At 39.0% G+C, this 13,919-nt stretch carries 10 protein-coding genes; 7 read left to right on the forward strand and 3 right to left on the reverse strand.

The window, feature by feature from the left end; translation table 11 throughout:
• Positions 1-96 precede the first annotated feature (96 nt).
• The 4 genes from CHB66_RS02205 to CHB66_RS02220 all read left to right on the forward strand — a co-directional run bounded on the left by CHB66_RS02205 (position 97) and on the right by CHB66_RS02220 (position 6,119).
• Positions 97-3,159 (forward strand): glycoside hydrolase family 3 N-terminal domain-containing protein, encoded by a 3,063-nt coding sequence (locus CHB66_RS02205; protein ID WP_089237556.1) that lies wholly within the window; start codon positions 97-99, stop codon positions 3,157-3,159.
• A gap of 174 nt (positions 3,160-3,333) precedes the next feature.
• Positions 3,334-4,479 (forward strand): N-acetyl-alpha-D-glucosaminyl L-malate synthase BshA, encoded by a 1,146-nt coding sequence (gene bshA / locus CHB66_RS02210; RefSeq protein WP_089237558.1) that lies wholly within the window; start codon positions 3,334-3,336, stop codon positions 4,477-4,479.
• Positions 4,480-4,614: 135 nt separating this feature from the next.
• Complete coding sequence (locus CHB66_RS02215) at positions 4,615-5,256, forward strand: sterol desaturase family protein (RefSeq protein WP_089237560.1); 642 nt, start codon at positions 4,615-4,617, stop codon at positions 5,254-5,256.
• A 47-nt stretch (positions 5,257-5,303) separates the two neighbouring features.
• Positions 5,304-6,119, forward strand: coding sequence for an NAD(P)-binding domain-containing protein (locus tag CHB66_RS02220; RefSeq protein ID WP_089237562.1), 816 nt, complete (start codon positions 5,304-5,306; stop codon positions 6,117-6,119).
• A 170-nt stretch (positions 6,120-6,289) separates the two neighbouring features.
• On the opposite strand, the gene CHB66_RS02225 is transcribed toward CHB66_RS02220, so the two are convergent.
• Positions 6,290-7,447 carry a PQQ-dependent sugar dehydrogenase gene (locus CHB66_RS02225; RefSeq protein ID WP_089238047.1) on the reverse strand — a complete coding sequence of 386 codons (1,158 nt, stop codon included), beginning with the start codon at positions 7,445-7,447 and terminating at the stop codon, positions 6,290-6,292.
• A gap of 145 nt (positions 7,448-7,592) precedes the next feature.
• Between CHB66_RS02225 and CHB66_RS02230 the strand changes: the two genes are divergently transcribed.
• A complete protein-coding gene (locus tag CHB66_RS02230) occupies positions 7,593-8,717 on the forward strand; it encodes a sugar phosphate isomerase/epimerase family protein (RefSeq protein WP_089237564.1) in 1,125 nt (374 codons plus the stop codon).
• A 192-nt stretch (positions 8,718-8,909) separates the two neighbouring features.
• Here the strand turns inward: CHB66_RS02230 and CHB66_RS02235 are convergent, their stop codons facing one another.
• Positions 8,910-11,336, reverse strand: coding sequence for a M56 family metallopeptidase (locus tag CHB66_RS02235; RefSeq protein ID WP_170932411.1), 2,427 nt, complete (start codon positions 11,334-11,336; stop codon positions 8,910-8,912).
• 8 nt (positions 11,337-11,344) lie between these two features.
• On the reverse strand, positions 11,345-11,719 hold the full coding sequence (locus tag CHB66_RS02240) for a BlaI/MecI/CopY family transcriptional regulator (protein ID WP_089237568.1): 375 nt from the start codon (positions 11,717-11,719) through the stop codon (positions 11,345-11,347).
• A gap of 205 nt (positions 11,720-11,924) precedes the next feature.
• On the opposite strand from CHB66_RS02240, the gene CHB66_RS02245 reads away from it, so the two are divergent.
• Together CHB66_RS02245 and CHB66_RS02250 are read left to right on the forward strand one after the other, a co-directional pair.
• Entirely contained in the window at positions 11,925-13,031 is a 1,107-nt protein-coding gene (locus CHB66_RS02245; protein WP_089237570.1) for an alkene reductase, read from the forward strand.
• Positions 13,032-13,079: 48 nt separating this feature from the next.
• Positions 13,080-13,844: an NRDE family protein gene (locus CHB66_RS02250; RefSeq protein WP_089237572.1), complete on the forward strand. Its 765-nt coding sequence runs from the start codon at positions 13,080-13,082 to the stop codon at positions 13,842-13,844.
• Positions 13,845-13,919 lie beyond the last annotated feature (75 nt).

Raw genomic sequence — 13,919 nt, forward strand, 5'->3', positions numbered from 1 at the left:
TATTTCTAATGATGAAGTTGAGGTATGTTTGATGAATAGATTGTATATTCATACAAAGTTATTTTAAATATTAAGCAATAAAAATTAAACATAAGCATGCGGATAAAAGTTTGGAGCGCACTTTTAGGCTTGGTAGTGATATTTCATACCGACGCTGCAAGGAGTTGGGATTTGCCTTTGGGGCTTGCATCTAACTCCTCCGAAACTAGTATTGCCATAAATGAAAAGGATTCTACGCTAATAGTCGAGAGAAAAAAGAGAGACCCTCTTGCGTCTAAGGATTACCGCAAGCAAATGGAATGGGTGGATTCTGTTTTTAATTCACAAAGCTTTGAAGAACGCCTAGGGCAACTTTTTATGGTAGCGGCTTATTCCAACAAAGGAGAGCAGCATAAGCAGGAGATTGCAAAATTGATCAAAGAAGAGAGTCTAGGAGGGTTGATATTTTTTCAGGGAGGTCCAGTGAGACAAGCTAGCTTGACTAATTATTACCAATCGATTTCTAAAACACCACTTTTTATTGCCATGGATGCTGAGTGGGGTATCAATATGCGGCTAGATTCTGTTTTGACATTTCCAAAAGCTATGACATTAGGAGCTTTGCCTGATGAACAGTTGATCTATGATATGGGTCAAGAGATTGCTAGACAGTTTAAAGAATTAGGAATGCATATCAATTTTGCTCCTGTAGTGGATGTAAATTCTAATCCTGAGAATCCTGTTATTGGATTCAGAGCTTTTGGAGAAGAAAAGAGATTGGTTGCTAAGAAATCCAAAGCCTATATGAAAGGCTTACAAGACCACGGGGTTCTTGCCAATGCCAAGCACTTCCCTGGCCATGGAGATACAGAATCTGATTCGCATTATTCCTTACCTGTCATCAGGCATTCTGAAAATCGTATCAAGGATATTGATTTGTATCCATACAGAGAGTTGATCGACGAGGATTTGATGTCTGTGATGGTTGCCCATCTCCATATCCCAAGCTTGGATGCTGAAAAAAATAAAGCCACAACACTCTCCAAATACGTTGTCACAGACCTTTTACAAAATCAAATGAATTTCAGTGGGCTTATTTTTACCGATGCATTGAATATGAAAGGAGTGAGTAATTATTACAAGCCAGGCGAGGTGGATTTATTAGCCTTGCTAGCGGGTAATGATATCTTACTTTATTCTCAAGATGTGCCAAAGGCAAAGCAAATGATCATTCAAGCTGTAGAAGATGGAAAGATAACCAAGCAAGAAGTGGACGATAGGGTGATCAAGGTGCTCAAAGCTAAATACTGGGCGGGACTTCATAATAGACCTGTCATTAATACGAAAGGTCTTATTGAGAGATTGAATACCAAAGAAACGGAACTTCTTGTAGAACGATTACATGCCAATTCGATCACAGTTACTTCCAACAAGAACAACTTTTTACCGCTAAGAAATCTAGATTTATTAGATGTAGCTACTTTGACGATAGGTGATGATGGCAAAGTTTTCACAGATAAGGTGGATAAATATACCAAAGCCGATCACTTTAAGTTGGAAAAAGGAGCTAATGGTTCTGCACATGTAATTCTTAAAAAAGAACTTGAAAAGTACAATACAGTCATAGTAGGTTTGATGGGACTCAGTAATAGTCCCAATCGTTCTTTTGGCATCAATCAATCAGATATCAGTTTTATTAAAGATTTAAGTAAGGAAAAGTCTGTTATAGTGGCAGTTTTTGGGAATGCCTACGCTGCCAAATACTTAAATGGCTTACCACATAATATTTTGGCATTTGAAAATAATGATTATACACAGAATTTGGTGCCTGAAATTATATTTGGAGGAAGAGATGCTTTGGGAATGATGCCTGTTTCTATCAGTGAGGTAATCACTGTAGGAAGTGGAGGCTATCTGCCTGGATTAGGGAGATTGTCATATAGTATTCCAGAAAGTCAGGGCTTGGATAGCGAAGTCTTAAAGGAGATAGATAAAGTAATGGAAGCTAGTATTCGTAAAAAGGCAACCCCTGGAGGTGTTGTTTTGATTGCGAAAAGTGGGCAAGTCGTTTTTGAAAAAGCTTATGGTCATTATGATTACAGTAAGAAAAAGCCCGTGACGGCACAGACGGTTTATGATTTGGCCTCTATTACCAAAGTGTTATCCACTACGCAAGCTGTGATGTTTTTAGCAAGTAGGGATATTATTGATATGGATCAACCTATCTCTAGGTATCTTCCAGAACTGAAAAATACGAATAAGGGGAATCTAATCCTCAGCGATATCATGGCTCATGAAGCAGGATTGCCAGCATTCATTCCTTATTATGCTAGGACAGTTCAAGCAGGGGCTTGGAAACCGGAATTTTATAGTCATTCTCCTTCTAGTACTTATCCTGTAGCCGTGGCTAGCGAAATGTATGCTTCACAAAGCTTGAAGGACAGTATATGGCACTGGACCATTCACTCAGACCTTAGAAGGCAGGATGCAAGTAGAAAAAAGTATAGCTATGTTTATTCAGATTTGACGATGTATTTGATGCAAGCTCTAGTAGAACGTGTAGTCAATCAGCCTCTGGATGATTTTATGGAGCAAATGTTTTACACTCCTCTTGGCCTCAACACCCTGACCTTCAATCCTGTAAAAAAAATAGATTTGGATAGAATTGCCCCTACTGAGGATGATATTACTTTCAGAAAGAGATTGGTACATGGCTATGTGCATGATCCAGGTGCAGCCATGTATGGCGGGGTTGCTGGACATGCGGGATTGTTTGGGACAGCAAATGACCTTGCAGTCATGATGCAATTGATGCTCAATGGAGGACATTATGGTGATGTTCATCTTTTGGATGAAAAGACGATCAGGGAGTTTACCAAAAGGCAGTCAAGTCAAAGTCGGAGAGGCTGGGGCTGGGATAAGCCAGAGCCAGAAAGAGGTAAGGGAGGAAGTGCTGGCGCATTAGCTCCCAAAAGCACTTTCGGTCATACTGGCTTCACAGGTACTTGTGTTTGGGCTGATCCTGACAATGACTTGATTTATGTGTTTTTATCCAATAGAGTTCATCCTGATGCCAATAACAATACACTTTTGAAAGATGGTGTTCGTACTGAGATTCACGATATTATCTACAGGGCCTTTAGGAAATCAGATAAGTCCACAATCAAATGGGCAGAATAAAATTTATTTATTTGAACAATTAGCAGCAATTATGATGTTTATTGGCTATTGATTTCTATCCAAGATAATTTGTCATGAAATTGAGCAAAACTAAAGAATCAAATTATAGTCTATGCATAGATTTCATACCCTTTCTCGACCAGCCGAGAAAATCATTGAAAAAAATATAAACTGATGAAAATAGGTATTGTTTGTTACCCTACCTTTGGAGGTAGTGGAGTAGTTGCAACTGAGTTGGGAAAGGCCCTTGCAAAAGAAGGCCATCAAATCCATTTTATCACATACAGACAACCTACTCGTCTGGATTTTTTTAGTGAAAACCTCTTTTACCATGAAGTAGATATCAAAAGTTACCCTTTGTTTGAGCATGCTCCCTATGAACTTGCACTAGCCAGTAAAATGGTTAATGTAGTGAAATACGAGCAATTAGATCTCTTGCATGTCCACTATGCAATTCCTCACGCTTCTGCGGCATATATGGCTAAGCAGATTTTAAAGGAGCGCGGTATTTATATCCCTGTAGTGACCACATTGCACGGAACAGACATCACTTTAGTAGGTAAAGATCCTAGTTATGAGCCCGTGGTTACCTTCAGTATCAATCAATCAGATGGAGTGACTGCGGTATCCGAGGACCTCAGAAAGGCCACAATAGAGCATTTTGAAATCAAAAGAGACATTCGTGTAATCCCAAACTTTATAGATTTGGAGCGTTTCAAAAAACAGAAAAAAGAGCATTTCAAATTAGCCATTTGTCCACATGGTGAAAAATTAATTGTCCATACTTCTAATTTTAGAAAAGTAAAACGAGTAGAAGACGTAATTCGTGTTTTTTATGAGGTTAGAAAGCAAATACCAGTAAAGTTGCTTTTGGTAGGAGATGGTCCTGAGCGAGACAAAATGGAAAGACTGTGCAGAGACTTGGGGACTTGTGATGATATCAGGTTTCTTGGAAAGTTAGAAGCAGTAGAGGAAGTGCTTTCAGTAGCTGACTTGTTTATGATGCCTTCTGAAAAGGAAAGCTTTGGATTAGCAGCTTTAGAAGCTATGGCATGTGAAGTGCCGATTTTGACATCCAATGCTGGTGGAATTCCAGAATTGAACATAGATGGTCAAACAGGTTTTGTCTGCAATGTAGGTGATGTAACTACTATGACTGAGAAAGCTCTTGAAATTCTTAAGGATGAAAATTTGCCAGGATTCAAAGAGAGAGCTTTGAAAAGAGCTAAGGAATTTGATGTGGCAAACATTCTGCCATTATATGAGTCATATTACCTTGAAACAATAGAGTCGGCTAAGGTTTACTTTGAAAAAATCTAGTTTTATTTTTCCTAACAATTTTCGGATTCATTCGTAATTAAAACCATTCGGCTTAGATTTGCACCGAATTTGTAAACTATTGACTGTCTAGTCAAGTTATTATTTCTTCGTATATTGAGACTAAACCATATAGAAATGAGCGTTACTTTAAAAAAAATCGGAAGGTTGGACAGACCCGATAATAACGGCTCTGCCACGATGTTCAAGAATCCAGTTTTGGAAAGAATATCCAGAACGCATATCAGCATTCCTATCATTATGTTTTTGACAATAAGTTCGGTGTCATTTTATTATGCTTACACCACTACCGAAATTGGGATTGCGGTAGGTATTTCTGTACTTTTGCTCGGTTTTTTGGCATTTACTTTTGTGGAATATATGATGCATAAGCATTTTTTCCACATGGAGCCAGATACTCCAGCAAAGGATAAACTTCAGTACACTGTACATGGAGTCCACCATGACTATCCAAAAGATAAAGACAGGTTGGCAATGCCCCCATTTGTAAGTGCATTTTACGCATTGGTTTTCTACCTTGTGTTCACTTTAGTGATGGGTAGCTATGCGCTTTACTTCCTGCCTGGATTTTTGTTTGGATACGCGGCTTACTTAGGGGTTCATTACATTGTACATGCCTATCAGCCACCAAAAAATTTCTTAAAGGTATTATGGGTCAATCATGCAGTGCATCATTATAAAGATCCAGATGTGGCATTTGGGGTGAGCTCTCCATTGTGGGATTATATCCTAGGGACTATGCCAAAAAAAGATAAATAATACTTAAGCCCTCTTTGTGAGGGTTTTTGTTTTTAAAATTGAATTAGATGAAAATTTCAATCATTGGATTTGGGTGGCTTGGAAAGCCATTAGCAGAAAAGCTTCAAACAAAAGGGTATCGAGTAAGTGGGAGTGCTACTTCTGAAGAAAAAGTCGCCTTACTAAATAAAGAAGGGTTTGATACATCATTGTTTAAATTGATTCCACACCCCGAAGGTTTGGGTTTTCAATCTCTTTTTCACACCGATGTAATGATCATCAATGTGCCGCCCAGGACAAGGTCTGCTGCCCCCACGTATCATCCCGAGCAAATCAAATTTCTAAAAGAGTTAGCAAAACAAAACAATGTCCCAAGAATAATTTATGTCTCGGCTACATCTGTCTACCCTGATCAAAATCAGATAGCGAGAGAGTCTGATGAATTGACCAAAGAAAGCACTGGGAACGCTGCGCTATTTGAAGCAGAGCGAATTTTAGGTCAGGATAAAACTTATGATTTGACTATTGTAAGGTTTGGAGGCTTATTGGGAGTTGATCGTATACCTGGGAGATATTTTTCAGGCAAGGAACAAGTCGTAGGGGATTCACCTGTCAATTACATACACAGGGATGATGCTGTTGATCTTATGATCTGGATTATCGAAAAGAGACTTTGGAATGAGATATATAATGGCGTTGCTCCATTGCATCCAGAAAGGAAAGATGTGTATGAAAAGAATGCGTCAGATTTAGGTTTTGATCCTCCTGTTTCATACCAAGAGCTAGGTAGAAATCTATGGAAGGAGATCTCTGCTGATAAAATTTTAGCAACTGGTTTTAAGTTTACTATAGAGAATCCGCTCGATTTTTGGTATCAGAAGTGAAAAAAATCCCGCTTTTTCGAGCGGGATTTTTAAGTTTATTAATTTTCTTATCGGATCAAATGCTACTTTGCCACTAATACCAAGTCATCAGTAGCTACTAATCAATATTAATAATAAGCTAAATCAGTTGTTATATCATTTACTGGCAAAGTTCCGTATATCTAATTTTTTTAATTTCTTGGAATCAATTTCACCATCAGTCCAGTAGCTTCAGTGATGACATATATGAATCCATCAGGGCTTTGAGAGACTTGTCTCACTCTGCCGATACCATCTAGTAATTTCTCTTCCCCCACATAGGATGTCCCATCCAATTCAACTCTTGCTACTTGCTGACCTGCAAGACCTGCTACAAGAATATTTCCTTTCCAGGCTGGATATTTATCTGATGTGACCAAAGTCATTCCACAAGTCGCAATAGAAGGAACCCAGTAGGTTACGGGTTGTTCCATTCCTTCTTTTTCAGTATCCTCAGTGATGATTGATCCGTCATAGTCAATGCCATAGGTGATCTCTGGCCAACCATAATTTTTGCCTTTTTCTATAAGGTTTAGCTCATCACCGCCTTTTGGTCCATGTTCTACTGACCATAATCTATCATTTTCTGCATCATAGATGATTCCCTGTGGGTTTCTATTACCATAAGTCCAGATTGAAGTCACTGCACCTTCCACGTCTACAAAAGGATTGTCACTTGGGATGCTACCATCATCATGGATTCTATGGATTTTGCCATGTGCATTATCAAGTTCTTGTGCATTCTGTGGTCTACTTCCTTTGTCCCCATTAGAGTAGTAAAGGTAATTGTCTTTGTCAAAAACGATACGGGTTCCGAAGTGTCTTCCTCCTTTCCATTCAGGCATATTTACAATAAGTTCTTCCAAGTCTACCAAGGCATTGCCTTGAAGCTTTGCACGAGAAATTACCAAAACACCGCCTTCACGCATGTCTTTGGCATAAGCTAAATAAATCCATCCATTATTGGCATAATCAGGATGAATTGCAATATCCAAGAGACCTGCTTGATTGACTTCATGTACAGCTGGTACGCCTGTAAGCTTTTCGCCAGTGAATTTATCATCCTTGAAGACGAGAATTTCGCCTTTTCTCTCGGTGACAAGCATCCTTCCATCAGGAAGCCAAGTCATGCCCCAAGGATTTTCAAAATCCGTGAACAGTGTATCTACGGAGAAGGTCATTTTCTCTGATACTACTGCAAAAGGATCGTTTTCTTGGATAGCCCCGTTTTCATTAGGTTCTGAGCAAGATGCCAACCCAGATAGGATAAGAGCACCTAAAATAAAAGATAAGTTTTTACGAATTTTCATCATGTTTCAGTTGGTTTGAATACAAATTTAATCAATTCTTAGGTGAATTGTTTTTTGAATTCCGCAAATGGTATTCCATCAATCAAGTTTTCCTCAGAAAGCTTCTCTTTAAATACTACCTTAGGCTTTACTAAAATAATGACTTATGGATAATCAGATTTGGATCATGACCTCGGCATTTGATCAGCTTGGCTTGGAGGCTGTCATTGAGAAAGCGCATGAAATAGGCGTGCAAGGCTTGGATCTTTGTGTATTCAGGAAAGATGGAACCCGGGATGATTTTGTCGCTACCCATTTGGATTATGATCATTTTGGTCTGGAGGAATCAAAAAAGCTAATCGATCAATTCAATACCGCTAATCTTAGACTTTCTCTCGGTGCTTTTGATAATTTGATAGGTGGTGATGCTGCTCAGCGGAAGCTTAACCAAAATCATTTGCTCAAGCTGATTAGAATGGCCTATTTATTAGGGGGAGACGAAAATGATGTGATGGTAGGAACTTTTGTAGGTTATAATCATGAACTGGGCATTCAGGAAAATGGTTTTGAGAAAAACCTAGAGGAGTATCAAAGAGTCTTTACAACCATCATCAAGTATGCGGAAGATTTGGGTGTAACAGTACTCTATGAAAATTGCCCGATGGAAGGTTGGCGCTCTTCTGGATACACTTCTACTTTTAATAATCTTACAGGTGTTTTGGCGGCTAGAAAAATCATGTACGAGCTGATTCCAAGCCCTGCACATGGAGAAATCTACGACCCATCACATGATATTTGGCAAAATACCGATCCTGTTGAAGTCATCAAGCATACCGATTTATCAAGACTAAAAAGAATCCATGTCAAATCCACTAGGAATATTTCGGATCCATTTTGGGGGAATATGTATCCCATGCAAAAGGTAAAAGCTGAATGGGCTGAAAAGGCAGGTGTTCCATCTAGTACCAATGAATGGGACAGGCATCATTATGAAGCAACTTTACCCGGATTTGGATTAGGGGATTCGATGGATTGGAGAAGATTTGTTGTGGCATTGAGAGAAATGGGCTTTGATGGACCTTTCGAAATTGAAAACGAAGCCAAGCTGTCCAAGCAAACAGGTAATCTAGGAGCGATTGTGCAAGGCTGTAAGGCAGCAGTTCAGAACCTGGCGCCTTTACTTTGGACCTTGCAAGAAGATGGTTACACTTATCCACAGTCGGATGTCAAACCCTTGAAAAATTTGAAACGAAATGACATTCCGATCACGACGATGGATGACTTGTCTTAATTTTATTCACGGATGATGATAAAAATCGCTTAATTTGGCGCTAATGTTATTTATGATTTACAATAAATAGTCAAAAATGTTAAGTGTATTTAACAAATTTCCAAAACCGAGAATGCATTCCTTTTGAAGGATAACATTGAAATCGGTTTTGGAAATACTTTACCGCTATGGTAGTTTGGGTTTCTGTATTGATTAGTTTTTTGGTTTGGCTTCTAGCGCTTTCAATTTGATGGCATATTCCTTCTGTAATTCAGTCATTTTTTCTTGATATAGCTTGAATTTACCTTCATTTTCTTTCATCCATTCATTCATCTTTTGCTGATACTCTTCCATCATAGGTTTGGCTTCTTCCTGTAGTTTAGCCATTTTTTCTTGATATGCTTTCAAAAGTGGTTCTTGCTCCTTTTGCCAGGCATTGAGCTGAGTTTGGTATTCTTTCATAAATACCTCAAATTCTTTTCGGTACTTTTCAAACTCCTTTTTGTACGCTTCTTCTAGCTGTTTCTTTTCTTTTTGCTCGGCTTCTGTCAGTTTCCTTGATTCAGAATAATTTGGAGAAGTGGAATATACCGAACCAAGTAGCAAGCGATTGTAAGCTTCCGAACCGACTTCCATTGGAGGCTGAACCCTTCCTACATTGTATTCATCAAGGTAAACAGTGATTTCGGTAATTTTCTTGATCGCATCAGCCTTCTCTTCCTCTGAATTTGATTTTTGTAGTTTCTCTACTGCTAATCTCAATTGTTTGATCAAATCCGCAGAATCCTTCTGGACTCTTCCACTGACTTTAGCCAAATTATTTTGATTGACTCTAACTGATCTTGAATTAGCGGTAGCAAGATTGGTATTTTGCTTGGTGATCTCAGCATTCAATTTTGCTTCATTCATCCTCATCTCATTGTTGAGCTTTGCCTCGGCAATAGCCATTTCTTGTTTTAGCTTAGCTTCACTGACCATGATTTCCTGTTTGAGTTTAGCTTCAGCAATCATAGATTCTCTTTGAAGATTGACTGAGGCTAGGTTCATTTCTTGCTCAACCTTGGACTGTTGAAGTTCAGCTTCGCTTTGGTCTTTGGTGGCTGCAAATTGAATGGGCTGAAATTGATAAGCACTTACCCCTCTTGTGGACCTTACACCCATCCTAGCATTTGGTGCTACAGTAGATTGGCCTTCGTTAAATTTTAAAAGGAGATTTGGTGAGCCTAGAACCCTTCCTACTGTATTGATGCTCTTGGTGCTGTCTTGCCCCAATAAAGTATTTTCTTTTAATTTTTTGCTCACAGTTGTGTCGCTCAAAAAAATCTGACTTACCAGCTTGACTGAATCTTGTTTTTGAAATCCTTCATTTCCTTTCCGCAATCTTGGCATGGCAGCCAGAGAATTTTTCAAATGAACCAAAGCCTCTCCAACTGGAACTAGCATCTCTGCCATTTCCTTTTTTAAGGCTTCAGGTACTTGCTGCTCGTATTGCATTGCAAAATCTTCATTGATTTCGAAATTTTGCCAAAAATCATCAGAGAGTATGATTTCGCTTTGGACTTTGGTCAGCATTTTGGATGCGCCTAATTCAATCGGTTTGTCTGCATGCGCACCAAAAATCAAAGTGGCGCCTAATATTAATGTGATCATCATGGTATAGCTGGTTAAAGTTGATGTTTTATTAGAAGTGGGGTTGAGCCCCATGATCCTTCGGATGCGATTGAGTGTTGGGTTTTTGCCAGATGAAGCAGCGAGGGTGAGCTCGGGAGCTATTTCCATGCTGTAATTGGTACTGATGGCCAATGCATTGGCAAGGTCTTTAGGGTGTACCCCTAAGTCAATGGCGATGTCATCACAAGCATGTTCCCGTTCTGTTCTTATGACTCCATTGATCCACCAGAATGCAGGGTGAAAAAAGAAAATGACTTCTAAGGCAGATTGAATGAAATTCACCAAAAAATCTTGTCTTTTGATGTGAGCTAGCTCGTGGGTAATAATGGCCTCAAGCTGACTCGGGGTAAGCTGGAAAATCAATCCTACTGGGATCAAGACGACTGGCTTGATCAATCCAAATGTCAAAGGTGTGTTGATAAATCTGCTTTCAAATATGCCGATACTATATTTGATACCTAGTTTCTCAGAGCACCTGTTTAAAACCTTTTGCCATTCAGCAGCAATAGGATTTTTAGGGCTTTTATAGAGTTTGCCTAGATCGATTATTGAGCCTCCAAATTTGATCAGGAATAGAATGGCTCCTATCAACCAAAGATTGACCAAAATAGGAATTCTCTTTTCTATGGAGCTGTAAAATGAAGCCTGAGGCATACCAATTCCATCCTGCTCTACCGATTCAAGAAGTTCAACTGGAAGAGCCAAATCTTTTTGTGATGTTATATTTGATTCTATAATCTCCGAAGAGGGAGTATATTTCTCGAAAGATAGGACTGCTGTAGTTACACTCCCAGCTAATATTAAAAGCAGCGTAAATGTACCTAAGTGATATTTGAAAGCTGCTGAACGATTTTTAAAGAATTTTAGCAATAACCACAAAGTTAAACCTAGTCCAGCGATCTGCCATAGAGAATGCACAAGCATCCATCCTAATGCATATAGATAACCATCAGGTATCCATTGATTCATCCATTCCATTATTTTTCATTTTCTATTTGATCTAAAAAAGCGCGAATTTCATCCAACTCCTCTTTAGAAGGAGTCCCTTGGCCTAGGGCCTGCATTACTAAGTTTTTGGAAGAACCACCAAAGGCAGTGGCTACAAAGTTTTTCAATAAGCTGTTTTGGGTATCTTTTTCATCTATCCCTGCCGAATAGATATGAGTACGGCTGTCTTCATTTCTATTCAGGAGTCCTTTTGTATGCATGATTTGCATCTGCTTCAAGGTAGTGGTGTAGCCCGTATCCTTGCTGATGGATAGCGCTTCATGAACTTCTCTCACCGTAGCTTTTCCTTTTTGCCAAATGACCTGAAGGATTTCTAATTCTGACTCAGTCGGTTTTGCTTTCATATTGCTGATATACGATTATCTTCGTACAAAGTTATTAGAAGTAAATGCATAAGCAAGTTTTGATACGATTTTTTTCGTATTGAATTTAAAATTCACATAAATAAGTACTTAGATCTTGATTTCTATTTGAAAATCGGGCTCATGGAACGAAGCTTGCTCCATAATAGTTGTATAGACATTAAATCAAGCAAACCAACTATTGAGAATGAATAAGCAACCACTTTTAGAGAAATTACAATTAGGCCCAATCGAATTGAATAATCGTGTAGTCATGGCGCCTATGACCCGTAGTAGGGCAAATAATTCTGAAAAGGCTCCCTTTGATATCCATGAGGAGTATTATCGTCAAAGGGCTTCTGCAGGCTTGATTATTTCGGAGGGGTCACAGATATCCACAAAGGCAGTAGGATATATCAATACGCCAGGAATTCATACAGCGGCGCAAGTAGAAGGTTGGAAAAAGGTCACCCAAGCAGTTCATGAAGAAGGAGGGAAGATATTTATCCAGCTATGGCATGTAGGAAGAATGTCACATCCAGACTTTCATGGAGGTGAACTTCCGCACGCACCGTCAGCTATCAATCCACATTCGAAGTCATTTACGCCTCAAGGTTTTAAAGAGACAGTGACGCCTAAGGAAATGACAATTGAAGAGATCAAGCATACTATATTAGATTATCAAAACGCTGCAAAAAATGCTATGGAAGCGGGATTTGATGGTGTAGAAATCCATTCTTCAAACGGCTATCTCCTTCACCAATTCTTCAATAAGACGTCCAATATCAGAAAAAATGAGTATGGTGGGAGCATTGAGAATAGAGCTAAGATTTTATTTGAAGTGATCGATGCGATCAAGGAAGTCATGCCAGAGGATAGAATTGGAGTTAGGCTCAATCCATCCTTGCATGGGATATTTGGAATGATCATGGATGAAGAGACCATCCCGACATTTGATTATATTATCGAAAAGTTGAATGATTATAATTTAGCTTATCTCCACTTATCTGAGCCATTCAATGATGTGTCTGACATTCCGCATGCGGTTACTCAGATTGCACACAGGTATAGACCAGTTTACAAAGGTACAATGATCATCAATGCCAGTTTTGACCAAGAAAAAGGGAGTCAATATATCCTAGAGGGTTTGGCTGATGCGGTAGCCTATGGTAAACCATTTATTTCAAACCCTGATCTTGTTGAAAGGTTTGCTGAAAATGCCCCTTTGGCAGAGTGGGATACCAATACGTTTTATACCCCGGGAGAGAAAGGTTTTACTGATTACCCTAAATTATCAGTATCAAAATCAATATAATCTGTCACTAAAGGCCGGTATTACTGGCCTTTTTTTTATTTTGCGCTTATGTGTTTGATTGCATTTAGTTGGAAAAATCATCCAGCCTATAAACTCGTGTTGGTTGGAAACAGAGACGAATTCTTTGAGCGACCTTCTGCGCCCATCCAACAATGGGAGGCGGGCTTCTATGCTGGTAAAGATTTGAAAGCAGGGGGAACTTGGCTTGGCATTCATCCCAATGGGAGATTTGCTACCTTGACGAATTACCGAGACTTGAAAAATCCCAAGAAGGATCCGAAGACGAGGGGCGATTTAGTCAAAAATTTCCTCGAAGGAGACATACATCCTTATGAATACCTTCAAGCTATCAATAAAGAGAAAGACAGGTATGAAGGATTTAATCTGCTTGTCAGCGACGGAGATTCCATGTTTTACCTATCTAATTATAAGGAGGGAATTGAAGAGATTAGTCCTGGGGTTTATGGATTGAGTAATGCCCTTTTGGATACGCCATGGACAAAGCTGAATAGAGCCAAGGATAAGTTTTCGGAAATCATAGAAAATGGTGAATCGAGACTAGAGGCATATTTTGATGCCATTCACTCGAGGAAACAGGATCCAGAAGAGTTACTTCCAGACACAGGGGCTACTTTGTATCAGGAAAAGCACCTTTCAGCACAGTTTATAAGAATTGATGATTATTATGGTACTGTGAATTCTACTGTGTTGAGGTGGGAGTATTCAGGCAAAGTTGAAATTTTGGAACGATCTTTTGAGCAATTGAAAGATTTATACTTTGATACGCAAATAGACTTTCAAATTGAGAAATAAACAGTAAGTGAGTTGGGCTGTTTTATATTTGATAAAAAGTGAATGAGTAAGTTAATGTCTTGATGGTTAAGGTGT

This window comes from Belliella buryatensis (assembly GCF_900188245.1).
In the GTDB taxonomy this organism is placed as follows: Bacteria; Bacteroidota; Bacteroidia; order Cytophagales; family Cyclobacteriaceae; genus Belliella; species Belliella buryatensis.